At 37.3% G+C, this 24890-nt stretch carries 27 protein-coding genes; 22 read left to right on the top strand and 5 right to left on the bottom strand.

Annotated features, from left to right (window positions below):
- Positions 1–10 precede the first annotated feature (10 nt).
- The 21 genes from ACSSV9_RS00240 (at position 11) to lptB (ending at position 18963) form a co-directional block, all read left to right on the top strand.
- Positions 11–886, top strand: a complete 876-nt coding sequence (locus ACSSV9_RS00240) for a DUF58 domain-containing protein (RefSeq protein ID WP_437345225.1) — start codon at positions 11–13, stop codon at positions 884–886.
- On the top strand, positions 880–1821 hold the full coding sequence (locus tag ACSSV9_RS00235; RefSeq protein ID WP_437345224.1) for a hypothetical protein: 942 nt from the start codon (positions 880–882) through the stop codon (positions 1819–1821). Before ACSSV9_RS00240 ends, ACSSV9_RS00235 begins: the two co-directional genes overlap by 7 nt.
- Positions 1814–2809 carry a vWA domain-containing protein gene (locus ACSSV9_RS00230; RefSeq protein WP_437345223.1) on the top strand — a complete coding sequence of 332 codons (996 nt, stop codon included), beginning with the start codon at positions 1814–1816 and terminating at the stop codon, positions 2807–2809. Before ACSSV9_RS00235 ends, ACSSV9_RS00230 begins: the two co-directional genes overlap by 8 nt.
- A gap of 2 nt (positions 2810–2811) precedes the next feature.
- Complete coding sequence (locus tag ACSSV9_RS00225) at positions 2812–3855, top strand: VWA domain-containing protein (RefSeq protein ID WP_437345222.1); 1044 nt, start codon at positions 2812–2814, stop codon at positions 3853–3855.
- Positions 3852–4574 (top strand): tetratricopeptide repeat protein, encoded by a 723-nt coding sequence (locus ACSSV9_RS00220; RefSeq protein WP_437345221.1) that lies wholly within the window; start codon positions 3852–3854, stop codon positions 4572–4574. Before ACSSV9_RS00225 ends, ACSSV9_RS00220 begins: the two co-directional genes overlap by 4 nt.
- 18 nt (positions 4575–4592) lie before the next feature.
- Positions 4593–6422: a BatD family protein gene (locus ACSSV9_RS00215; RefSeq protein WP_437345220.1), complete on the top strand. Its 1830-nt coding sequence runs from the start codon at positions 4593–4595 to the stop codon at positions 6420–6422.
- Positions 6419–7174 carry a tetratricopeptide repeat protein gene (locus ACSSV9_RS00210; RefSeq protein ID WP_437345219.1) on the top strand — a complete coding sequence of 252 codons (756 nt, stop codon included), beginning with the start codon at positions 6419–6421 and terminating at the stop codon, positions 7172–7174. Before ACSSV9_RS00215 ends, ACSSV9_RS00210 begins: the two co-directional genes overlap by 4 nt.
- Positions 7155–8261, top strand: coding sequence for a M48 family metallopeptidase (locus tag ACSSV9_RS00205; protein ID WP_437345218.1), 1107 nt, complete (start codon positions 7155–7157; stop codon positions 8259–8261). The genes ACSSV9_RS00210 and ACSSV9_RS00205 overlap by 20 nt, the downstream gene beginning before the upstream one ends.
- Positions 8262–8406: 145 nt before the next feature.
- Positions 8407–9669, top strand: coding sequence for a VWA domain-containing protein (locus ACSSV9_RS00200; protein ID WP_437345217.1), 1263 nt, complete (start codon positions 8407–8409; stop codon positions 9667–9669).
- Positions 9670–9687: 18 nt separating this feature from the next.
- Positions 9688–9978, top strand: coding sequence for an Asp-tRNA(Asn)/Glu-tRNA(Gln) amidotransferase subunit GatC (gene gatC / locus ACSSV9_RS00195; protein WP_437345216.1), 291 nt, complete (start codon positions 9688–9690; stop codon positions 9976–9978).
- 11 nt (positions 9979–9989) lie between these two features.
- Positions 9990–10751: a 3-deoxy-manno-octulosonate cytidylyltransferase gene (kdsB, locus tag ACSSV9_RS00190; protein ID WP_437345215.1), complete on the top strand. Its 762-nt coding sequence runs from the start codon at positions 9990–9992 to the stop codon at positions 10749–10751.
- A 59-nt stretch (positions 10752–10810) separates the two neighbouring features.
- Complete coding sequence (locus tag ACSSV9_RS00185) at positions 10811–11215, top strand: cobalamin B12-binding domain-containing protein (protein ID WP_437345214.1); 405 nt, start codon at positions 10811–10813, stop codon at positions 11213–11215.
- Positions 11212–12294: a heparan-alpha-glucosaminide N-acetyltransferase domain-containing protein gene (locus ACSSV9_RS00180; protein ID WP_437345213.1), complete on the top strand. Its 1083-nt coding sequence runs from the start codon at positions 11212–11214 to the stop codon at positions 12292–12294. Before ACSSV9_RS00185 ends, ACSSV9_RS00180 begins: the two co-directional genes overlap by 4 nt.
- Positions 12291–13319, top strand: a complete 1029-nt coding sequence (gene ruvB, locus ACSSV9_RS00175) for a Holliday junction branch migration DNA helicase RuvB (protein ID WP_437345212.1) — start codon at positions 12291–12293, stop codon at positions 13317–13319. Before ACSSV9_RS00180 ends, ruvB begins: the two co-directional genes overlap by 4 nt.
- The gene (gene kdsA, locus ACSSV9_RS00170) at positions 13313–14137 is read left to right on the top strand and encodes a 3-deoxy-8-phosphooctulonate synthase (protein WP_437345782.1); all 825 of its coding nucleotides are present in this window, start codon (positions 13313–13315) and stop codon (positions 14135–14137) included. Before ruvB ends, kdsA begins: the two co-directional genes overlap by 7 nt.
- Positions 14127–14603 (top strand): HAD hydrolase family protein, encoded by a 477-nt coding sequence (locus ACSSV9_RS00165; protein ID WP_437345211.1) that lies wholly within the window; start codon positions 14127–14129, stop codon positions 14601–14603. Before kdsA ends, ACSSV9_RS00165 begins: the two co-directional genes overlap by 11 nt.
- Positions 14593–15354 (top strand): hypothetical protein, encoded by a 762-nt coding sequence (locus ACSSV9_RS00160; RefSeq protein WP_437345210.1) that lies wholly within the window; start codon positions 14593–14595, stop codon positions 15352–15354. Before ACSSV9_RS00165 ends, ACSSV9_RS00160 begins: the two co-directional genes overlap by 11 nt.
- The gene (locus ACSSV9_RS00155; protein ID WP_437345209.1) at positions 15355–16332 is read left to right on the top strand and encodes a KpsF/GutQ family sugar-phosphate isomerase; all 978 of its coding nucleotides are present in this window, start codon (positions 15355–15357) and stop codon (positions 16330–16332) included.
- Entirely contained in the window at positions 16329–16868 is a 540-nt protein-coding gene (lptC, locus tag ACSSV9_RS00150) for an LPS export ABC transporter periplasmic protein LptC (RefSeq protein WP_437345208.1), read from the top strand. Before ACSSV9_RS00155 ends, lptC begins: the two co-directional genes overlap by 4 nt.
- The gene (locus ACSSV9_RS00145; protein WP_437345207.1) at positions 16865–18214 is read left to right on the top strand and encodes an OstA-like protein; all 1350 of its coding nucleotides are present in this window, start codon (positions 16865–16867) and stop codon (positions 18212–18214) included. Before lptC ends, ACSSV9_RS00145 begins: the two co-directional genes overlap by 4 nt.
- A gap of 17 nt (positions 18215–18231) precedes the next feature.
- Positions 18232–18963 (top strand): LPS export ABC transporter ATP-binding protein, encoded by a 732-nt coding sequence (gene lptB / locus ACSSV9_RS00140; protein WP_437345206.1) that lies wholly within the window; start codon positions 18232–18234, stop codon positions 18961–18963.
- A 408-nt stretch (positions 18964–19371) separates the two neighbouring features.
- Here lptB and rfbD read toward each other — a convergent pair whose 3' ends face one another.
- Positions 19372–20274, bottom strand: coding sequence for a dTDP-4-dehydrorhamnose reductase (gene rfbD, locus ACSSV9_RS00135; protein ID WP_437345205.1), 903 nt, complete (start codon positions 20272–20274; stop codon positions 19372–19374).
- On the bottom strand, positions 20271–21134 hold the full coding sequence (locus tag ACSSV9_RS00130) for a carbohydrate kinase family protein (RefSeq protein WP_437345204.1): 864 nt from the start codon (positions 21132–21134) through the stop codon (positions 20271–20273). The genes rfbD and ACSSV9_RS00130 overlap by 4 nt, the downstream gene beginning before the upstream one ends.
- Positions 21135–21219: 85 nt before the next feature.
- Here ACSSV9_RS00130 and bshA point away from each other — a divergent pair, with 85 nt between their 5' ends.
- Positions 21220–22347 carry an N-acetyl-alpha-D-glucosaminyl L-malate synthase BshA gene (gene bshA, locus ACSSV9_RS00125; RefSeq protein ID WP_437345203.1) on the top strand — a complete coding sequence of 376 codons (1128 nt, stop codon included), beginning with the start codon at positions 21220–21222 and terminating at the stop codon, positions 22345–22347.
- Here the strand turns inward: bshA and rlmB are convergent.
- From rlmB to hisS, 3 genes are read right to left on the bottom strand one after another with little or no spacing between them, the layout of a single operon-like run.
- Entirely contained in the window at positions 22344–23087 is a 744-nt protein-coding gene (rlmB, locus tag ACSSV9_RS00120; RefSeq protein ID WP_437345202.1) for a 23S rRNA (guanosine(2251)-2'-O)-methyltransferase RlmB, read from the bottom strand. The genes bshA and rlmB overlap by 4 nt on opposite strands.
- A 14-nt stretch (positions 23088–23101) precedes the next feature.
- On the bottom strand, positions 23102–23614 hold the full coding sequence (locus ACSSV9_RS00115; RefSeq protein ID WP_437345201.1) for a hypothetical protein: 513 nt from the start codon (positions 23612–23614) through the stop codon (positions 23102–23104).
- A 1-nt stretch (position 23615) separates the two neighbouring features.
- Entirely contained in the window at positions 23616–24878 is a 1263-nt protein-coding gene (hisS, locus tag ACSSV9_RS00110) for a histidine--tRNA ligase (protein ID WP_437345200.1), read from the bottom strand.
- Positions 24879–24890 lie beyond the last annotated feature (12 nt).

Here is a 24890-nt window from a genome sequence, read left to right as displayed (position 1 = left end):
CAGATTGAAGATGACTACCAAAGATATACTCAAACAAGTAAGACATATCGAAATACGTACAAGAGGACTTGTCAATGAATTGTTCTCAGGCGAGTACCATTCGGTATTTAAAGGGCGTGGAATGGAATTTGCCGAAGTGCGTGAATATCAAGTGGGCGACGATATCAGGAATATCGATTGGAACGTGACGGCACGTTTTGGACATCCCTACATAAAAGTCTTTGAAGAAGAACGCGAACTGACTGTTATTCTAATGGTAGATATGAGTGGCTCGTTACTTTTCGGAAGTAATGAAAAAAACAAACAAAGATTAGCTGCCGAATTGAGTGCCATACTTGCATTCTCAGCCCTGAAAAACAACGACAAAGTTGGATTGATTTTATTTACAGATCGAATTGAAAAATTCATTCCTCCTAAGAAAGGGAAGACTCATTCGTTTCGATTAATCAGGGAAGTGCTTTCCTTCGAACCTCGCGGAAATGAAACCAATATCAAACAGGCTCTCGAATACCTCAATCATGCAATTAAAAAAAGAGCAATTGTTTTTTTGATATCAGACTTTCTGGATGAGGGCTATGATAAGGTTCTCCGAATAGTTGGAAAAAAGCATGACCTTGTAGGAATTGTTCTTAACGACAGAAGAGAAAAAGAACTTTATGGATTCGGACTTATTAAGTTTCACGACCCCGAAACTGGTGAAATAAGATATGTTGATACTAACAGCAGGAACTTCGAAGTAAATTATTCAGAAACAATCAGAAGATTGAAAGAATACAGGAAATCGATTTTTGTTTCCGGAAGGATCGATTCCATAGAAATAGATACAAGCCAGGCCTATGTTAAGCCGCTGGTAGAATTTTTTAAGATGCGAGAAAGAAGATGGTAAAATACGGTTATTCAAATATTTTTCTTTTTTTGTTCTTAATTTCACAGTTAATTAATGCGCAACAGGTTTTGCTTAGAGCAACAACTGATACATCCGATTATAAAATTGGCGACTATATAAAATATCAACTCGAAATTGTTCACTCGCCAGATATAAAAATTTTACTGCCTTCAATAAAAGATTCTTTGAAGAATCTTGAATTTATTGATACGCTCAGTACGGAGATTAAACGAGTTGACAATAGAATAATCGAAAAGCACAGCTATCTTTTTTCTTACTACGATTCAGCCCGGGTAACCATTCCATCGTTCTACATTAAATATGTTGCTGGTAACGACACCGGTTTTGCCGCAGTCGAGGGTTTGACGATTAATGTACATACATTAAAAACCGACCCTGAAAAAGATATCCAGGATGTAAAAGCTCCTGTTACGATACCACTCAACTGGATAGCAATTTTATTGATAATCATTGGCATCTTAATTTTACTTATGCTCATTTATGTTGGCTATCGTTACTGGAAAAAGAAGAAGAGTATGACTGAGGAAGAAGCGGTTATCAAGATACCACCGCATGAGAAAGCGCTGGCTTCGCTTAAAGAGCTTGAAGGAAAGAAGTTGTGGCAACAAGGATTTATAAAAGAGTATCACAGCGAAATAACTGAAATTATCAGGAGATATTTCGAGGAGAGATTTGGATTCAATGCACTGGAGCAAACATCTGCCGAAATTATTGACGAACTAAAAAAGAGCAAAGACGGAAGAAACATAATCGATACGGCAGAAAAATTCTTTAGTAATGCTGATATGGTTAAGTTTGCTAAATTCGAACCACTCCCAGAAGTGAATGAAGAAATGATGAGACAAGCCTACGAGATTGTCGAAGAAACTGTATTCATACCTAAAAACGAAGTAGAGGCTGCGGCAAATGTTTAAGGATATCGAATTCGCAAATCAATGGGTCTTATATTTACTGCTATTGCTGCCTTTGCTTTTTTATTTCTACTGGAAAAAACGCAATAAATATTCTCCTTCGCTTCTCTTTTCGTCATTGAAACTTTTGGACGATGTACCAAAGAGTCTCAGGGAAAAATTAGTCCATTTGCCTCAAGCATTGAGACTCGTCGGGATTGCATTTCTCATAGTTGCATTGGCGCGGCCTCAAACCTTCTCGAGTGGAGAAAATATTTATACAGAAGGGATCGATATCGCAATAGTGCTTGACGTCTCGGGTAGTATGCTGGCAGAAGATTTCAAACCAAATCGTCTCGAAGCTGCAAAAGATGTTATCGGTGATTTTATTGCAGGAAGGACAAACGACAGAATCGGACTCGTTATATTCGCAGGAGAAAGTTTTACTCAATGTCCGCTAACAATCGATTATAATGTGTTACGGAATCTACTATCTGAAATTAAAAGCGGTATGATACTGGATGGCACAGCGATCGGTAACGCAATTGCTAACGGGGTTAACAGGCTCAAAGACAGCAATGCAAAAAGTAAAGTGATGATATTATTGACCGACGGGGTTAATAATGCTGGAGAAATTGACCCGATTACAGCTGCGCAAATTGCCCAGAAATTCGGCATCAGGATCTATACTGTTGGAGTTGGATCGCTTGGCGAAGCTCCTTATCCTTTTCAAACGCCCTTCGGCATCCGACGTCAGATGGTGCCGGTGGAAATCGACGAAAATTTGCTAAAACAGATTTCAGAAATTACGGGCGGTAAATATTTCCGTGCAACAAACAACCGTAAACTTGCCGAAATTTATGACGAGATCGATAAACTCGAAAAAACTAAAGTAGAAGTTACTTCTTATCGCCATGCTAAAGAATTGTATTTTCCATGGGCATTCGGCGGATTGTTATTTCTGTTGCTTGAATTTTCAATAGCAAAATTTTATTTAAGAAAACTGCCTTGAGTATGATACGCTTTGAACATATTGAATTTTTATACGGATTGTTCTTGATACCGCTACTGGCATTTTTATATTTTTATTTCCATAAAAAACAGATTCATCTTATCAAGCAATTTGCCAACTCACCTTTGTACCCAATCTTAATGCCAGCATCAAGCAGCGCTAAAAAACATCTTAAGTTTGTTCTCTTCCTTGTGGCTCTTTTTTCCCTTATGATTGCACTGGCTAATCCGCAAGTGGGTACAAAGGTCGAAGAAGTCAAACAGGTCGGTTTTGATGTTTATATATTGCTCGACGTATCGAAAAGTATGCAGGCGGAAGATATAAAACCGAATCGTCTTGAAAAAGCCAAATACGAAATATCGAAATTAATTAGAAGACTTCAGGGCGATCGGTTGGGCTTGATTGTTTTTGCCGGCAGGGCTTACATTCAATTCCCACTTACGACGGATTACAATGCTGCAAATTTGTTTTTGAATGCTGTCGATATCAACTCGGTTCCACAGCAGGGAACAGCAATTGCTGCTGCTATCGATCTGGCATTAAATTCATTTAAATACGACGACCCAACTCAGAAAGCAATAATTTTAATAACCGACGGCGAAGACCACGAAGGTGATATCGACGCTTCGATCGAAAAAGCTAATGACAAAAACGTGGTAATATATTCCATAGGACTCGGTTCTGTATCGGGAGTGCCGATCCCGGTTTATAATCAAGACGGAATTCAGGTTGGTTATAAAAAAGATCCTAACGGCGAAATTGTATTAACACGACTCAATGAAGAAATTCTAAAAAAAATTGCCAGTGAAACAGGGGGAAAGTACTATCACGGTACCAATACAGAAGATGAACTGGAAGCAATTTTCAATGATCTCGCAAAAATTGAAGAGACGGAATACGGTGCCAAAAGAATTACTGATTATGAAGATCGATTTTATTATTTTCTTGTGCCCGCCATTATTTTATTGCTGATCGATTTCTTTGTTTCTTACAATAAGAGTTCTCTTGTTACAAAAATTGTAAATTTGAGAGAGGCATCGGAATGAAGAAAATTATCTCATGGCTGATTATTATTTTACTTAACGGAATTGTAGCCGGTCAAAGCATAAGAGATTTAATTAACGAAGGCGCCGAACTTTATAAAGAACAGAAATATACCGAAGCCGAAGTGAATTTTAAGAAAAGTCTCGAAAAAAAGAATGATTTGTTCGAAGGTCATTTCAATCTGGGTGATGCATACTATAAACAGGGCAGATACAGCGAAGCGATTCAATCATTCAAAAATGCCCTCTCGTTTACGGACGATAAGTTGATGAAGGCAAAGATATTTCACAATATTGGCAACTCGTTATTGAAATCCGAAAAATATAATGAAAGCATCGAAGCTTATAAGAATGCTCTTAAACTTAATCCTGACGACCTTGAAACAAAGTATAATCTTTCTTACGCTTTAAATAAATTAAAACAGCAACAAAATCAGAACCAGAATCAAAATAAGAATCAGAATAAGGATCAGAACAAAGATCAAAATCAAGACCAGAATAAAAACCAGGATAAAAATCAGAACAATAAAAACAATCAGGACAATCAGAAGGATAAAAAAGATCAACAGAATCAGAAACAACAACAGCAGCAACAGAGAAATCAGATTTCAAAAGAAGAGGCCCAGAGGATTCTTGAAGCCATGAAAGACAATGAAAAAGAATTGCAGAAAAAATTACGTAAAATGGAAGGTAAACCTGTAAAGACAGAAAAGGATTGGTAATTCAATACCAGGTGGTATATGGAAAAAGGAAGAATAAAGTTTGTAGTCTTAATTTTAATCTGGATCGGTGCACTGATTAATATTGCGGCGCAAAGTTTCAGTGCAAGTGTTGACAGAACAACCGTATCGCAATACGAGCAATTTCAGGTCTATTTTATATTCGAAGGCGAATCGATCCATAATTTGACTAATTTCAGACCGCCATCTTTTGAGGGTTTTAGAGTTCTCAGCGGTCCAAACCAATCTACAAGCATGCAAATCATAAACGGCAAGGTCTCTGCATCTCTGACTTATTCTTACATACTCCAGCCTTCCAATATTGGAAAGTTTACTATCGGTATTGCACAAATCAATTTCGAAGGGAAGACTTACAAAACGGAACCGATAACTATAAATGTAGTTAAAGGTTCTCCACAGAATAATAAAACATCAACAGGAGGAATTTCGGAAGAAGAGTTAGCCAAAAGTGTTTTTATATTAGCCATACCAAGTAAAACCCGTGCATACGTAGGAGAGCAAGTAACTGTAACCTATAAGCTTTATACAAAAGTAAATATAGCCTCGCCTCAAATAACCAAATTACCTCAGTATCAGGGATTCTGGGCTGAAGAAATTGAACCGAGACAGACCATCAATTTTACGATAGGAACTTACAAAGGTGAAAGATACCGCGTAGCTGAAATTAAAAAAGTTGCATTGTTCCCAACAAGAGCGGGAACTCTAAGTGTTACGCCTTTTGAATTGAATGTCCCAATTATTATCAGACGCAAACGAACAGGTAACGATATCTTTGACGAGTTTTTTAACGATTCCTTCTTTGGTAGAACTGAAACAATAGAATACACAGCTCGTTCGAATACATTGAAAATAAATGTAATGCCATTGCCATCGGAAAACGTTCCGCCGTCGTTTGACGGTGCGGTCGGTAATTTTACTTTTAAAACAGAAATCGACAAAAAGGAAGCTTACACAAATGAAAGCATTACGTTGAGATATACGATTTCCGGAACAGGCAATATAAAACTATTGACTGTACCTGAGCCTCCTTTGCCGGCAGGGGTCGAAAAATATGATCCGAAAGTCTATGAAAACATCAATCGCAGTTCCGTTATATCAGGCCAGAAGATTGCCGAATATCTAATTGTTCCAAGAACTGCTGGTAAAAAAGTTATCCCTTCAATTGAATTTTCTTATTTCAATCCTTCAACGCAAAAATATGTGACAATAAAATCAACCGAATACGAAATTACCATATTAAAGGGTATGGGCGAATACGAATCTGAAACTGCGGGATTTTCTAAAGAAGATATTAAACTACTGAGCGAAGATATAAGATATATCAAAACTTCAGATTTGAGTTTAATGAAAAAAGAAAATGAAAGATTAATAAAACCATGGTTCTGGATTACTCTCATTTTTTCACCTCTGATTCTAACAATATTGATTTTTGTCAACAGGAGGAAGAATAGGATTCAAAGTGATGTTCGTTTGCTCAAGTACAGAAAAGCTGAACAAGCCGCTAAGAAAAGATTGAAATTGGCAAGAAAAGCTCTCGATGGAAACGACATCGAGAAATTCTATTCTGAATTGTCCTCAGCCCTTTTCGGATATCTCGAGGATAAATTGGGCATCGATAAATCCGAATTTACAATTGAACTGGCTCTGAATAAATTAGCGGTATATAATGTGCCCGCAGATTTATTGGACAAAATCAAAGACATTGCTGAAAAATGTGAATATGTTAGATTTGCTCCAAAATCTGAAACTGTAATTTCTGCCAATGAATTTTATGATAACGCAGTTAAAACAATAGTAGAAATCGATTCATATCTGGAGAAGAAAAAATGATACTGCGATTAACAGTCTTTTTAATGCTGGTTCTGAGTTTGAATTTGAATGCTCAGTCTGCAGAAGAGTTATTTAAACAAGCCAATGAATATTATCGACAGCAGAATTACGACAGGTCAATCGAGATTTATAATGAAATATTAAACGCTGGTTATGAAAGCCCCGAGCTTTATTACAACCTTGGCAATGCATATTTCAAGTCAGGTAAAATTGGTTACGCTATACTTTATTATGAAAAGGGACTTAAACTTAAACCGGGCGACGAGGATCTCGAATATAATCTTCGCATAGCCAGAGCAAGAACGGTCGATAAGGTGGAAGAAGTACCGCGCATTTTCCTGGTTGAATGGTGGGATGCAATTGTCACTTCACTTTCGCTCGATGGATGGGCAGCCGTTGTAATTGTAGTTTATCTTATTTTTATTGCAAGTTTAGGTGGATACTTCCTATCGAAAAAAATTAAGATCCAGAAAATCTCTTTCTTTTCGGCTTCATTTGCCCTCCCGATTCTGATAGTTTTGTCGTTAATTCTTTATACAAGGTACAACAGGGAAGTATCGATGCATTACGGAATTTTAGTCGAAAATGTTTACAGCGTTAAAGTTGCTCCCGACGATAATAGTAACGATGCATTTGTAGTGCACGAAGGATTAAAAATGGAACTTATCGATAAAGTAGGTGAATGGGTGAAAATTAAACTACCAGACGGAAAAGTAGGATGGGTTGAAAGGAATGTTGTCAGACAAATATGAAGACAGGTCTAAAGAATATAGCCGGATTAAAATTCTTCTCTCTATTTCTAAAACTGCTCTGTCATTCATCATACTCATTGTATTTATAGCCACAGGGTGGAGCACTCGCCTTGAACAATTTGTTATTTCTTTGAGTAGCAATGCATACATAGCTTTGATTTTATTTGTATCCATTGCCCTGATAATTTTATCCGTGATTCTTTTACCCATCGATTTTTATGAGGAATATTTACTTGAGCATAAATACAATTTATCGAATCAAAATATTTTTGGATGGATTATAGATAAACTCAAAGGTGCTCTGGTAAGCGGCGTTATCGGGTTGCCGCTTGTTTTGATTTTTTACTGGATACTCCAAAAGTTTGGAGATTTATGGTGGTTGCCATTCGGCGTTGTAACTTTTTTGTTTTCGGTGTTGCTTGCCAGAATAGCACCTTTCGTATTGATACCGCTTTTTTATCAAATTACACCAATCGAAAATGATTTAATAAAAGATAGAATCAAAGAGCTGATTAAGAATGCGGGGCTTCAAGTTGAATCTGTTATGAAATTCAATATGAGCAAGAATACCAGAAAAGCGAATGCCGCATTTACCGGACTGGGTAAAGCCAAAAGAATTTTATTGGCAGATACACTACTCGAGAATTATTCTCCTCAGCAGATAATAACTATAATTGCCCACGAACTCGGTCATTATAAGAAAAAACATTTAATAAAAAATATTTTTATCGGAGCTGTATTCAGTTTTACGAGCTTTTATTTAACTGCGGGATTTTATGCGAAAGCTGTAGAGTGGTTCGGTTTTGACAATATTTACCGGCTTGCCGCACTTCCCTTGTTATTGATATGTATGGGATTGATCTTGATAGTATTCACTCCAGCTATGAACTTTATATCGCGAAAATATGAACATGAAGCGGACGAATTTGCAGTCAAAATAACGGGTGGAAAAGAGGAATTTATAAGTACGCTCATTTCTCTGTCTGAACAAAATCTCGTCGATAAAGAACCACACCCGTTGATCGAGTGGTTCTTCTACAGCCATCCTTCGTTGAAAAAAAGAATTGGCTATATAGAAAAATTATAGCAACTTTGTAGTTGAATTTTATGAATCAACAAATGTGTAAATAGCTTTTGGCTGTCTACAAAAGCAATAGAAATATGAGTATAATAAATAAAAAGCCAATTCTTTTTACCAATCTGATTATATTTGAATTGCATAAAATGAATTTATGGATTTGATAAAACAGATAGCAAAATACTCTATAATTTTAGCATTTGTATTGTCGGGCTGCCAGTTTGAGAAAGAGGCTGGAACCGAACCTTTTATTAACGATACAAATGTTCCTCATTCTCCCTCTCCAGAAAACAACAAAACTGGAGTTTCGACCGTTGTTACGTTGAAATGGCAGGCAGACAATGCTATTAGATACGATTTATATTTTGGAGAAACTTATCCGCCGAGTATTATTTATGCAGACAGTCTGAGTGAGCCTTCGTATCTTTTAACGAATCTTAAAGCATCAACTACATATTACTGGCAAGTAACGGCTTATTTCAGTGATGGTTCTAAAATAGCCGGACCGATCTGGAGTTTTACTACTATAGAATCCGGTCAAGCTGCTACTTCTGGCTATGTGATAAAGCTCTATAAAGTTGAAACGTCTGAACCCAGCAACGTTTATGTATTGCTGCAGGTTTTCGACCTTACGGGGAAGGGTGTAACGAATCTTCAATCTTCCGACTTCGAAGTATTTGAGGACGGCGAACCACTTTCACCTTCCGAGTCTAAATTGTCAATAAATAAAAGAGAAGGGATCAATTATAAATTACGAACACTTTTGTTACTGGATAACAGTACAAGTCTGAACAACGACATTGACGAAGTTAGAAACGCCGCTGTGGAATTTATTTCTAATAAATACAATGAGCAGGAATTTTCTATTATGCAATTTTCTGAACAGACAGAAATACTTGCTAATTTTACAAGCGACACCGATTCCCTAATGCGAAGCATTCAGCGATATCAGCCTGGTTATTCGTCGACTGATTTATATGGCGCAGTGATTAAAGGCGCGTCTTTACTCAAAGATGTTTTTACTGCCGATAGCGTTATTCAAAGCTTTATGATTCTTTTTACCGATGGTAGAGATACCCAGGGTTCGCACACTTTAACTGAAGCAGTCAATTCTGTCTATAACAAAATTGTATTTGCAGTTGGACTTGGACCAGAAATTCAACCAGCTGTTTTAAATTCAATTGGAACTGCAGGTTATTATCCGATATCCCATATATCAGAATTGAATTCCAGATTCGAGCAAATAAAATTGGAAGTAGATAAATTTGCAAACAGCTTTTATTTGATTTCGTATAAAAGTCCCAAAAGAGGGGACAGGAATCATACATTGATGGTGAGAATAAAAAACAACCCGTTTAATGGCGAAGGTTCTTTTGTGGTGGGAACATTCAATAGTAAAGGATTCTATTCCAACTAATTAAAGGAGAAAGATTTTATGTCTGTTACGAAAAGGGAAGTCGAATATATTGCTCGACTTGCCCGATTGAGATTTAATGACGAAGAGCTCGAAAGTTATACTGCAGAACTGAATGAGATACTTAATTACATGGAAAAACTGAACGAGTTAAACACAGAAACAGTTGAACCGCTGTCTCATCCGATTGAAAATGTCAATGTGTTCAGGGAGGATAAGCTGGTTGCGTCGATAGACCGTGCCGATGCTCTAAAAAACGCCCCTTCCAGAGACGAAGAGTTCTTTAAAGTTCCCAAAGTCATCAATAAATAAATTGTTCTAATATGATTGTCGGTGTAATTCCCGCTCGTTTCGCTTCAACCAGGCTTATGGGTAAACCTCTTGCAGACATTGGAGGTATGCCGATGATTCAGCATACGTGGATGAATGCAAAGAGGTCGAAACTGGTCGATAAAATAGTAATTGCTGTTGACGACGACAAAGTTTATCGAGTGGTCAAAGATTTCGGAGCCGAAGTATATATGACTCCGAAAGAAGTTAATTCCGGCACCGACAGGATTGCAATCGTAGCAGAACATTTGCCAGAAGCATCAATTTTCGTAAACATTCAGGGCGACGAGCCTTTTATCCAGGGCAAAATGATTGACGAAGCCATTGAACCTTTGCTTTTCGATAAAGACGTGGAAGTCTCCACACTGATTAGAAGAATTTCAACGGTCGAAGAAATGAAATCCCCCTCTGTTGTAAAAGTAGTCTTCGATTATAATAACTTTGCTCTCTATTTTTCGCGCTCGCCAATTCCATACGTAAGGGATGCGAAAACAAATCTCGAACGTGTAGAAACTGGAGAAATGTATAAACACATAGGACTCTACGTCTACAGGAGAGAAACTCTGCTTAAATTTACTTCATGGAAGCAAACTGATCTTGAAAGGATTGAAAAGCTTGAACAACTTAGAATGCTGGAACACGGAGTTAAAATTAAAGTGGTTTTGACCCAATACGACAGCCTTTCTGTTGATACACCTAAGGACCTCGAAATCGCACGCCGATTTTACGAAAGGTACATCAAGTCCCACAGATGACAAATTGTCTTTTCCTTTAAACCATTTTATTTTAGTGATATAAAAATAATGAGGTTATTATGGATCGCAGAATTAGAGTATTGGTAGCCAAAGCAGGGCTCGACGGACACGATAGGGGTGCAAAAGTTGTTGCGGCGGCTTTGAGGGACGCTGGAATGGAAGTAATCTACACGGGGCTAAGACAAACTCCCGAAATGATTGTTGAAGCGGCATTGCAGGAGGACGTGGATGCTATTGGTATCAGTATTCTTTCGGGCGCTCACATGACTATCTTTCCACGAATTCTCGAATTGATGAAAGAAAAAAATCTCAATGATGTCTTACTATTCGGCGGCGGTATCATTCCTGATGAGGACCTAAAAAAACTCAAGGAAATGGGTGTAGGTGAACTTTTTACACCAGGTACTCCAACTAAAGAAATTATCGACTTTTTGAAAAAATGGGTTGAACAGAACAGAAGATGAATATCTCCCCTCGAAGAATAATATACCTCGACTTAATGCGTGCCCTTGCTGTTTTGATGATGGTCGAAGGCCACACAACCGATACTTTCCTCGCAGACCAGTTCCGCAATCCAGATTCATGGTTATACCAACTCTGGTTAATAAAGCGTGGTTTTACAGCACCAATTTTTATGTTTACTTCAGGTGTTGTATTTACTTATCTCCTCAAACTTCAAAATCACCCTTTCTGGGAAAATCTGAGAGTATACAAAGGATTTAAACGTGTTATCACTCTGCTCTTAATCGGCTATCTACTTCGATTCCCCACAGCAACTTTGATCGATTATCAGAGTGTTTCTTTAGAACAGTGGTATATTTTCTTTACTGTAGATGCGCTCCACTTGATTGGTTTCGGCTTGTTATTTATTCTGATCTTTGAATATATCAGCGAAACTTTTAAAATCAACAGCTATATTGTTTTTTTACTAGGAGCACTTTTCTTTTTTATCATCCATCCTTTTACTGAAAATATTCAGTGGACAGCGTATATGCCCGTTCCACTGGCAGCATATTTTTATCATAAAACGGGCTCTCTGTTTCCTCTTTTCCCGTGGACAGGTTATGTCATAAGCGGTGCTCTGCTTGGCAGTTATCTGGCAAAAAATCCTGATGTCTTTACCTCACGCCGCTTCAGCAAAAATTTATTAATAATCGGTATTGTTCTTATAATTGCTGCACACCTCTTTCTTTTCATTAACTATCTGAACGAACTCCAAAAAGATGCTTATTATTTTATTTTGTTGAGATTGGGGGCTGTAATAGTACTGAATAGCATTATGTCGTATATTGCAGTTAAACTTGATAGCATTCCTGATATTGTCAAATGGATTGGAAGGCATACACTCGTTGTTTATGCGGTGCATGTAATAATCCTTTACGGCAGTGCATGGGTACCGGGACTTAATACCATTTTTGCAAAGAGTATGAATCTATATTTGTCTGTTTGCTGTGCAATTGTTATGATTGCTGCGATGATTATTATGGTATGGGGTATAGAAAAGTATAAATTGACATTCAAAAAAGAGGTAGCCCGAAGTTGAAGAAAAGAACCGAGAATCTAAATCCCGCTGCAAATAACGAGGATATTAGAGTTGAACAAACTCTGCGCCCCAGAACTTTTAACGAGTTTACGGGTCAGAGTAAAATTACAGACAATCTGAAAGTATTTATCGGCGCTGCTCTTAAAAGAGGTGATAGTCTGGATCATGTATTGCTTACAGGTCCACCAGGATTAGGCAAAACAACCCTTGCTCATATTATTGCAAATGAAATGGGGGTTAAGATTAAAGTAACTTCAGGTCCCGTTCTTGAAAAACCAGGGGACCTCGCAGGTTTATTGACAAATCTCGAAGAACATTCTGTCCTTTTTATCGACGAAATACATCGTTTGAGTCCAGTTGTCGAAGAATACCTCTATTCTGCAATGGAAGACTTTAAACTCGATATTATGATCGACAGTGGACCAAATGCCAGAACTGTCCAGATTAAGTTGCCAAAGTATACTCTAATTGGAGCAACAACGCGTGCTGGTCTTTTGACGGCTCCTCTGCGAGACCGTTTCGGTATTAAAGCACGGCTCGACTATTACGACAGTTCTCTCATTAAAAAAATAATTAATCGCTCGGCGCGCCTCTTAAACATCGAGATTGATGACCTTGCAGCCGAGGAGATTTCAAAACGTTCAAGAGGAACTCCAAGAATAGCTAACCGATTGCTTCGCAGAACAAGGGACTTTGCCGATTATGAAAATAAAAAATATATCGACGTCGAAATTGCGCGCAAAGCACTCTCTGCACTCGAAGTTGATGAAGATGGTCTCGACGAAATGGACAAAGAAATTATCCTTACAATAATTGAAAAATTCAACGGTGGCCCAGTCGGGTTAAATACAATATCCGTGGCAGTCAACGAAGATGCAGGTACAATTGAAGAAGTCTATGAACCGTTTTTAATTCAACAAGGTTTTATTCAAAGGACTCCACGCGGCAGAGAAGCCACCGAACTGGCATACGCTCGCTTTAATCGTAAACGCGGAATCCATAACAATCAACAATCTCTATTTTAATGATGCTGAAGATTAATAATATAGAAATCGGCGGGGGAAATCGTTTCGTTCTTATTGCCGGTCCATGCGTGATCGAGAACAGAGAAATTACACTGCGCACCGCAGAGGAAATTAAGAAAATTACTTCGAAATTAGGAATTCCATACATTTTCAAATCGAGTTACAAAAAAGCAAATCGCACAAGTCTCAATTCTTTTACAGGATTACCAGAAGATGAAGCGTTTGCAATACTGAAAGAAGTAAAGGATTCTTTAGGTCTTCCAGTTTTAACCGATGTTCATACAGAACCGGAAGTTAAAACTGCAGCTGAGGTTGTAGATATACTCCAGATTCCAGCTTTCCTTTGCAGGCAGACGGAATTATTAATAGCCGCTGGTAAAACAAGTAAAGCCGTCAATGTTAAAAAAGGGCAATTCCTTGCACCAGAAGATATGAAATTCGTTGTGGAAAAAATTGAATCGACTGGCAATAAAAAAATTTTATTGACAGAGAGAGGCACCACATTTGGCTACCATAATTTAATTGTCGATATGAGGAGTCTGGAAATAATGAAAGAGACCGGATATCCGGTAATTATGGATGCAACGCACTCGGTTCAAATTCCGAGTAAAGGAGGAATAAGCGGAGGCCAGCCGAGATTTATAAAAACGCTCGCAAAAGCTGCTGCCGCTGTGGGTATCGATGGACTCTTTCTCGAAGTTCATCCAGATCCTCCAAAAGCTTTGAGCGACTCGGGAAGTCAGCTCCCATTGAATCAACTCGAGGATTTGCTGATTTTGATTAAGAAATTCGACGAGATAGTGAAAAGTGAATATTAATATAAAAGAGAAACTGAACAATATTAAATTATTTGTTTTTGACCTCGACGGCGTGCTTATTCAGAATGAAAACGATGCAGAACTTTTGATTGAATCCGTTGCTGAGTACTCCAAAGAATTTAAAAATCGTAATCTCGCAATTGCCATCATCACTGCCAGACAGAAAGATGAATTAGTTGAAAAACTGAAGGATATAGAAAATTGTTATGTTGTATACGGAAGTATCGATAAAGTATCCTCTGCCAGACTTCTTTTGAAAAAAATGAATATCGATTGTGAAAATACTTTTTATGTGGGGGACGACATACTCGACATACCGTTACTGAATTTGTGTGGACTTTCGGCGGCGCCTCGCACCGCACGCCGGGAAGTAAGAAGAGTGGTCGATTTTATTCTTAATGGTACTAACACAAAAGAAATTTTTAAGGAAATTTTAGACTATCTTGACGTTAAAGATGAACTTTGATACAAAAATCAATACTCTCGAAAAAAAATGGCTTTTTGCCATTCTTCCCGAAAACAAACCTGGTTATAGATCAATCCGAAATAAAATCGAAAATTCTTTTGTTTTAAAAAGAATTGATTTATCAAACGAACAGATTCAAGATTCTTACAAATTAATTCTTGTACCCAAAAATAATAGCGGTAAAAATAATCTGGATATTTATGCAACAACTCCAATTTCGGTGGGAAGAATTAAATATGAAAATGCAGAAGTGTATATTACAATTTCTTCTCTTGAAGATGATGTTTTCGAAATCGAAATTTCTAAGGACGAAAAGCTTAGTCAATACGGCAGGCTCTTGAACATCGAAACATTCGCAAACTGGGTACCCGGTGTGAAAGCTCCTTTCGACAATTCCAGAGTTAGAGAAATTGAAATTGTAAAAAATAAATATCTGCTCGCAATAGCGCCTCAACTCAAAAGAATATGGCTTTATGAATTTGAGACGGGCTTAAATTACTTGATTCCTCTATCAAATTTATTCAATGAAATAATGCGGGCTAAAAAAATCCAATCGCCAAAAATTGTCGGTAATCCAGATTATTTGTTTGAAAATATTGATGAGTTCGAAGATGAAGATTTTATAAGAGGATTGTATTTCTACAACAAATATATTAGAAGGCTTGATATTAAACTTGAGTTAAATGAAATACCAAAAAGTAAAAGTATATTCGATTTATTTTCTTTATTTAAAACAAAAAAGAGGCAATAAGTGTCGGAAGAACAAATTATATCAAAAGGAAAGGAAGTGATAAAGATCGAGGGGGAAGCCGTACTCGGATTGGAAAAAAGTATCGATGATTCATTTGTAAAAGCCGTAAAGATTATTCTTTCATCGAAGGGAAGAGTTGTCTTTACAGGCATGGGAAAGTCGGGATTGATTGCCCGGAAAATAGTAGCCACCATGAATTCTACGGGTACAGCTGCTATCTTTATGCATCCGACCGACGCACTTCATGGCGACCTCGGCATGGTAAGAAAAGACGATGTGGTTATTATGATTTCCAAAAGTGGTAATACCGATGAATTATTGAATCTTATCCCAATGTTCAAAAGAATTGATGTAAAGATAATCGGAATGATTGGAGCCCGCGAATCAAAACTTGGCAGAGAATGCGACGTCTGTTTGAATGTATCTGTCGAGCAGGAAGCCTGTCCGCACGATCTGGTTCCAACGGCTTCGACCACCGCTGCACTGGCAATGGGAGATGCACTCGCCATTGCTCTTCTGGAGATGAGAGGTTTTACACCGGAGGATTTTGCTTTGCTTCACCCTGCAGGCAGCCTGGGCAAAAGACTTTCGCTGCGTATCGAAGAAATAATGATTAAAGGAAAAGACATTCCAATTGTAAATGAAAAGACTTCATTGAAGGACACTATTTACGAAATCACTTCGAAACGACTCGGGACTACGTGCGTGGTGAACGAAAATGGTACATTAACTGGCATAATAACCGACGGCGACTTAAGACGACTTCTCGAAAAAACACTCGACTTGAAAGACCTGAAAGCCGCCGACGTCATGACCAAAAATCCTAAAACTATAAAGCCCGACCTCCTGGCATCGTTTGCTCTGCAAGAAATGGAAAAATACAATATTACTTCTCTAATTGTAATTAACGATTCCAGAATTCCTGTGGGAATAGTACATCTGCACGACCTTGTTAAACTCGGCTTGCAAAGAAGATGAAAAAATTTTTTCTGATACTGTCAGTACTGATAATTACAACATGCTCAGATGAAAATCTGAAACCCGTGATTTCGGATACTCCTGCTGAAAGTGAAATACCCGCTCACGAAAGCTGGAATTCCAGAATTGTATTCAGTAACGACGGGATACTGAAAGCAATTTTATATGCCGACCATCTCCGAAAATACGACGAAAAAAAAATAACTTTACTCGAAGGAGTGAAAATCGATTTTTATGACAAAAATAAAAAAACTACCACCCTCACTTCTCTTCGAGGTAAAGTGGACGACAGAACGATGGATATGTTTGCTTACGACAGTGTGATGGCTGTTAACGATAGCGGTACTGTATTAACTACGAGCGAACTGATGTGGAGAAATTCCGATAAAAAAATTCTAACTGACAAATTTGTATCGATTAGATCGAAGGATGAGATTATTGAGGGTTACGGTTTCCTATCGGACCAGCAAATGAGTAACTACACAATTTTCAGAATTACTTATTCTGCAATCATTAAAAACGGAAATGAACGTTGAAGAAAACAATTTTTATAATGCTGCTCTCTTTTTCTATAATATACGGACAGGGTAATATATTACGTGTAGAAGGCGACAGCCTAATTGGCAAAAGAATTAACGGTGAAACAATACGCGAAGTACACGGCAACGTGGTTATGTATCAGGACAATGTTATTATAAAGTGTGATACTGCCATTCAATACATTACAAAAGAAAGAGCTGAATTGATCGGAAATGTTATAATTCTACAGGATAGCATTGTAATAAAAACAACCCGTGGATTTTATTATGACGACTCAAAAATTAGTTTTTCAAATAACGGAGTATTTTACACAGATGGTCATATAACGTTGACTGCAGATAACGGTTATTATTATTACGACGAAAAAAGAGCATTCTTCTATGGCAATGTCGTTATACACGATTTGGTGACAAAATTAAATGCCGACCGTTTCTATTATTACGATGACGCCGATAAAGCAGTCGCTGCGGGCAACGTAACAGTGATTGACACATCTTTAATTCTCCAAACAGACAGTTTGATAAATTACAGAAACGAGAATACTACGTTTGCTTTTAATAACGTCATCTTGAAAGATTTGAATAACAGTATGTTGATTAAAGGTAATTATCTGGAAAGTAAAAACGATTACTCGAAAGTAACCGGCAATGCCTTCCTGATGAAGATTGACACACTCGAATCTGGTGAAAAGGATACATTGTTTGTAAAAGCTAAAATTATGGAATCGTATTCGGATTCTACAAATCGACTGATTTGCACCGATTCTGTTAGGATACTTAAAGGAAAATTTGCTTCGGTAAATAACTTTACCATTTATTATAGAGATAAAGATAGAATTTTTACATACAAATTACCGAACGATCAAATGGCGCCTGTAATATGGAATGAAAATACGCAGATTCTTGGGGACACAATCGATATTATAACCGATAATAATAAACTGGAAAGAATGATAATTAAATCGGATTCCGAAACAACGTTAAATGCACTTCTTGTCACGCAGAATATTGACTATCCAAAAAGATACGACCAGATTTCTGGTGCACAATTCGAAATGTTTTTTGAAAGTGGCAAATTGAATAAAACGGTTGTAAGTGGAAATATGCTGAGTATTTATTACCTTTATGAAGAAAATAAACCTAACGGTTTGATAAAATCGAGTTCACAAAGTGCAGTGATTTATTTCATTGATAATAAGGTGGACAAAGTAAAATTATTCGGAAAACCGGCAAGTGAATATTACCCCGAAAATCTTGTGACCGAAAAAGAAATTGACTTTACTTTGCCCGATTTTATACTAATAAAAGATAAACCAGTAAAAGACGAATTCATTAAAAATTGAAAACTACGGTTGGTAATATGAAATTAAGTGGTGAAGGTCTTAAGAAAATTTATAAGAAACGAACTGTCGTAAACGAAGTTTCTATATCGGTTGAACAGGGAGAAGTGGTAGGGCTTTTAGGGCCGAACGGCGCAGGTAAAACCACTACTTTTTATATGATTGTTGGAATGATTAAACCCAATGGCGGAAGAGTGTTCATGGATGGTAACGAGATTACGGAAGAACCGATGTACAAAAGAGCTAAAATGGGCATCGGTTATTTACCACAGGAAGCCTCCGTTTTCAGTAGATTGAGTGTCGAAGACAATATTATGGCAATTCTTCAAATGATAGACATTTCTAAGTCAGAAAGGGAAGAAAGGCTCGAATCCCTTCTCGACGAACTCGGTATAAAACACGTTCGAAAAAGTATGGGATTTCAACTCAGTGGAGGCGAAAGAAGAAGGACAGAAATTGCAAGAGCACTGGCTACAAATCCAAAATTTATCCTGCTCGACGAGCCTTTTGCAGGCGTCGACCCGATTGCCGTGGAAGATATTATGAATATTGTCGCCAACTTGAAACATAAAGGCATCGGCATTTTAATTACAGACCACAACGTACACGAAACGTTGAGCATTGTAGATCGGGCTTACATATTGATTAACGGAAAAATATTTAAGGAAGGAACTGCCCACGAATTAGCTGAAGACGAGGAAGTTCGTAAACTTTATCTTGGTGAAAAATTCAGACTCGATCGCTACTCATAATCCTTCTATAATTATGTATGATGCAAATGTGAGGACTGTTATATAAAGAATTAATAGCAATATTTTTTTTAGTCGCCGTTTCTTAATTAGCTTCTTTTGATAAGTCCACGTGGCTGTTTTATCTCTTTTATAATCCCCTTTGTCGATAGACCAGTTTTGGAATTCCATATTTCACGAAAGTTAAATTTCTTGCCTGAATATTAAGAAATTGTGTTTTACCATTGTATGATATAAATCATAACAAAATATACAAATTTTGAATGGGTATTGAAATGCTGAATTATATATTAAAAAATACATTTTTTTTTGATTTACTTAAGTTATCTACGTTGAGTTCAAAAATATTCACTGGATATAATTTTTCCGATACGATTAGTGCATTTAATTTTAAAAGAGAAATATGAAACACTATAAATTCAATTCCGATTTTATTACAGAAAAAGTATCTTCAATTGAATGAGGCTGATAACCCAGTTCGGTTATGGCCTTGAGAATAATTAATCCCGATTTCAGTGGGCGCGGTGCCGGTTGATTCAAATCTTTTGTTAATATAGGTCGAATCAATTTTTTGTCGAGTTGAAAATAGTCCGCAATTTTCTGTGTGAATTCGTAGCGGGATAGTATTTCTTTCCCGCCTATATTGTAAATTCCTTCTTTCTTGAATTCAATTATTCTGGCTATGGAATCTACCAGGTCGTCCGTAAAAGTTGGATTGTTGTATTGGTCGGTTACAATGCTGATAACCTTGTTTTCTTTCAGAGAGTTAATTACCCATTTAACGAAATCCGGCTTACCTTCTTGAACTGGACCGTAGAGAACGTTTGTCCTCAATATTGTATATCTAACTCCGTTTGCTCTTATCGAATTCTCCGCGGCAAGTTTTGTCCTGCCGTAATAACTAATTGGACAGGGACGGTCGGTCTCGGTATAAGGTCCCTTTTTCCCGTCAAAAATATAATCGGTAGAAATGTGGATAAGATGGGCATCGATTGTCCATGAATAGAATGCCAGATTTTCTACACCCGTTACGTTTATTTTCCACGCCTGTTCGCGTTCTGTTTCAGCTTTGTCAACATTTGTATAAGCGGCGGCGTTTATTACAAAATCGGGAAAAAAATCGAGTATTATTTTCTTTACACTGTTTTTGTCTGTTATGTCGAGGGTTTTATACTGAACTGATTTTATATATGAATTCTTTTCAATCGAGGTACACAAAAGTTCAAATTTATCCAAACGCGATGAAAAGAAACGTGTGAGACGTTGACCTAACATTCCATTCGATCCAACAATCAAGATTCTCGTCTTAATCATAATTTTGCTTTTATAATGTTGTCAATTTTACCAGATACAGATAGAGCGGCAAAATAATTGGCTTTCTTTAGAGAGTAATTCAAATCCTGCGTCGAAAGATATGAATAAAAAAAGACCGACCCAAAGATATCGCCGCAACCAATTTTATTAATCTCATCCACATCTTCAGCTTTGACTTCGACCGTTTCTAATTGCTCGCCCGAAATATAATAAAGTTCTGCTCCTGAATTTCCTTTTGTAATCAGAACAATCTTAACTCCGTGATTTATAATTTCTGCCGCTGCTTCTTTCCTGTCACTGTAGTCATAAATAGTTTTTAACTCGTTCTGGTTGCACTGCAGGATATCGATGCATGATAGCCATTTTTCTATTTCAGGTATTGTTCTAAAGAAGCGCTTGTTGTTTGTATCAACTCCGCGTGCCAATGTATGGACGTCGAAATAAATTAGTCCTTTGTAATTCTTTCTAATTTTTTCAAGTTGTTGGTGATCGATATCGAAACCAGTTATCATATTAATTAGAATGCCGTCGAAACGGTTCCAGTCGATATCGGGTAGAATTAATCTGTCGGATAAATTTTTATAGATTTCTTCCCGCTCTCCTTCTTGTTCGGTAATTAAAAGGACTGAAGGCATATCAGCTAAATTGAAAATAAAATCGGTGCGCAATTTACTGTAGAGAGAATTAAAGAGGTGGAACTTATTTTTATCTACACCCGTAATTAAAAAAACGTTATCCGTTTCGTTAATCTGCGAAAGCATGCCGAGCGCAGAATAATAAATTCCACCTGGCCTTATATATTCTTTCCCGTAATGGGAGATATAGTCGATAATCGAATGTCCTACCAGTGCAATATTCATATCTTGAAAAATTAATATATTGTGAACAGTTTAAATCATGAATTTGTTGTATGGTCAAAAGTTACAAAAAATTATAAGAAAAGTTATGAAAATCGGAATAACATGCTATCCAACTTATGGCGGTAGCGGAGTTGTTGCAACCGAATTAGGACTTGAACTTGCTGCCAGAGGTCATCAGGTTCATTTTATTAGTTATGCAATTCCTCATCGTCTGGATCGTTTTGTCGAAAATATTTTTTTCCACGAAGTAGAAATGGCAAGTTATCCGCTTTTCGAGCACTCGCTTTACGATATATCGCTTACGAGTAAAATGCTTGAAGTTATTGAATATGAAAACCTGGATTTAATGCATGTACATTATGCAATTCCTCATGCGATAAGTGCATATCTGGCAAAGCAAATTAGAAAAAAATTAAACAGCGATATTAAATTTATAACGACATTACATGGTACCGACATAACTTTGATGGGATTGGAACCATCTTTTATGCCGCTCGTTAAATTCAGTATTGAAGAAAGCGACGGCGTAACGGCAGTTTCCCGCTTCCTGAAAGAAAAAACTTTGACGAATTTCAATATCCAGAAAGAGATAGAGGTTATCTATAATTTTATAGATATTAATAAATACAGACCTAAGGAGAACGAAGACTTCAGGAATCATATTGCGCCGAATGGAGAAAAAGTGCTGGTTCACACTTCTAATTTCCGAGCCGTTAAAAGAGTAACCGATACAATCAAAATACTCTATATTGTTAATAAGCAAATTCCAACACGCCTTTTACTTGTAGGCGATGGACCGGAACGTTCGGAATGCGAACGATTAACGAGGGAATTAAATCTCCATAAAGAAGTAATTTTTTTGGGCAAGCAAGATGCACTTCCAGAAATTTTAAATGCAGCTGACATTTTTTTAATGCCTTCTCAGTCCGAAAGTTTTGGTCTTTCTGCTCTTGAGGCAATGGCTTGTGGTTTGCCTGTTGTCAGTTCCTCAGTAGGTGGATTACCCGAATTAATTATTCACAACGAAACCGGATATATTGCAGAAATTGGGGACGTGGAACGAATGGCAAAATATGTTCTCGATTTGCTTACTAACGAAAAGAAGTATAAAACTTTTTCATTGAATTCAAGAAACAGAGCAGTGAAAAATTTTGACAAAGATTTGATTGTGCCGAAGTACATAGACTATTACGAAAAAGTTATGAATTCTTAATCCTTTCGTTTGACTGAACGCTGGCGGTTAATTTCGAAAAGAATTACTCCTGTTGCAACAGATACATTTAATGAGTCAATTTTTCCCTTCATCGGAATTTTAACCAGGAAATCGCATTCTTCTGAAACGAGCCTTCTTATTCCTCTTTCTTCGTTACCTATTATAAGGGCAATTGGAGAAGAATAGTCGACAGTGTCGTAATTTACCGATTTTTCAGAAACGTCAGCTCCAACAATCCAGAATCCTTTCTCCTTGAGATATTTTATTGGCTGCATAAGATTTCCGACTCTGGAAATTTTCAAATGTGATAATGCACCAGCTGAAATTTTTGCTACTGTCTCGTTTACAGGTGCACTGTTGATTGACGTAATTATTACTCCATCAACCCCTGCACATTCGGCTGTTCTCAAAACTGCTCCAAGATTGTGAGTATCCTGCAATGTATCGAGTATTAAAATTAAAGGCTCTTTACTTTTTAAAGAATGATCGATCAGTTCGCGATAATCCAGAAATTTATAGATGCTTTTAATTGCAATTACACCTTGAGTATTTAGATTGCCAGCCAGCTGCTTGAATTTTTTCGAAGAGAGTTGTGTGATTTTAAAATTGTTTTTCTTGGCTGCTGTAAATATTCGATTTATTGCTTCGCCATGCTGACCATAAGCAACGTAAATTACCTCGATGTCTTCCTTTGCATTAATTGCTTCGAGTACGGGCTTCCTGCCGTAAATAATTTCCAATTTAAAGTCCCCGCTTAGTCAGCAAAACTAAAATTATTATTATCCACTTCGAATTTACAGAAGATGCGGTTGTTTTTTTTGGGAGGCATAAATTCTTTTATCAAATTAATTGCCCTGTTGTTGAAATCGACCTGGTATTCAGCGCTGTTGATAGCCCCGTCTTGCTTTGTTAGATTTATATTGATATTACCTTCCAGAAACTCTCTCAATAATTCGCATGATGCAGGACCTACTTCAGGCACGAGGTCCATTCTAGCTTTCAGTCCTGTAATTATTATATAAATGTTGTTCTCTTTTTCTATCAAGTCATAAGTGATTTCGTACGTAAAGTTTGTAAAATATGCGATAGTTTCGATACGTATAACGAGATATTGTTTCTTTACAGTTTTATCGTATCTGAAAAAGAGTTTGCATAAATACTCGAGCTTGTCGGGCTTGGGTGCTGGTATAGCTTTCAGTACCGATTCGGGTTTTTTCTTCCGCGTTTTGGGAATCTTTGGCGGATCGTTTACTTTACGCAGAGGCATATCAACCTCTCTTTATTTTATCGACGACCAAGTCAATATCTTCAAACGAAATGGCAGTTTGTTCGCCGGTCGTCATATTTTTTAATAGAGCCTTTTTATCATTATATTCCTCGCCACCAAAAAAGAGTACGTATGAAGCATTCAATTTGTTTGCTTCTCGCATTTGTGCTTTCAGGCTTCTCGACAGATAATCGCACTCGGCTTTTAATCCTTTCTGTCTCAATCGATTAGTAAGAATAAAAGAATCGTCGTTGAGATTTTTATCGAGCAATGCTACATATACGTCAATTTTATCTTGAGGGATATTAAGGATATTTTCATTTTCGCAAGCCAGTAAAATTCGTTCAATTCCAGCAGCGAATCCAACGCCTGGCAAATCGTCGCCTCCGAGTTGGGCAACCAGACCGTTATAACGACCTCCTCCGCACAGTGCACTTTGCGAGCCGACGCTGCCACTTGCTATTTCGAATGTGGTGTGTGTGTAATAATCCAGCCCCCTTACCAATCTGGGTTCTATTTCATATTTTATTCCAAGTTTAACAAGAGCATTCTTTACTTTATCAAAGTGTTCGAGGCTTTGAGCTCCGAGAAAATCGATAAGAAGGGGTGCATCTTTCATTATCTCGATATCCTGTTCCTCTTTGCTGTCGAAGATTCGCAGGATATTGGTCTCATATCTTCTCTTGCTTTCGTTTGAAAGACGACTGTAGTGATTTTTTAGATAACCCTTTAATTCATTTTTGTAGGATTCTCTTTCTGAAGGAATACCGAGAGTATTGATGATTACGGTTAAATTTTTCAGTCCAATTTGATTTAATATGGAATAGGCAATCACAATCATTTCAGCGTCTAAAAAAGGGTCGTTGCTGCCGATTGCTTCGGCCCCAAATTGATGAAATTGACGCAGCCTGCCTGCTTGAGGTCTTTCCTGCCGGAACATAGGAGAGATATAAAAGAGCTTGTTTAACTGTGATTTTTTATGGAGTGAATGCTCAATCAATGCTCTCACTACAGCGGCTGTCATTTCAGGTTTAAGAGTAATACTGAGTCCGCCTCTGTCTTCGAATGTATACATTTCTTTGCTAACTATGTCGGTCTCTTCTCCAATGCCACGAGCAAAAAGTCGCGTTTCTTCAAAAATCGGTGTCCGAATTTCACTATAATTAAATTTTTCAAAAGTTGTGCGGACGAGATTTTCAATATACCTCCATTTGGGTATATCACCTGGAAGGATATCTTTTGTACCTGTAACGGCTTTAATCATTAAGGAGAAACC

Origin of the sequence: Melioribacter sulfuriphilus (assembly GCF_051488685.1) — a bacterium.
In the GTDB taxonomy this organism is placed as follows: domain Bacteria; phylum Bacteroidota; class Ignavibacteria; order Ignavibacteriales; family Melioribacteraceae; genus Melioribacter.
Note: the sequence above shows the minus strand (reverse complement) of the source record. Positions and strands in the feature narration are given on the sequence as shown.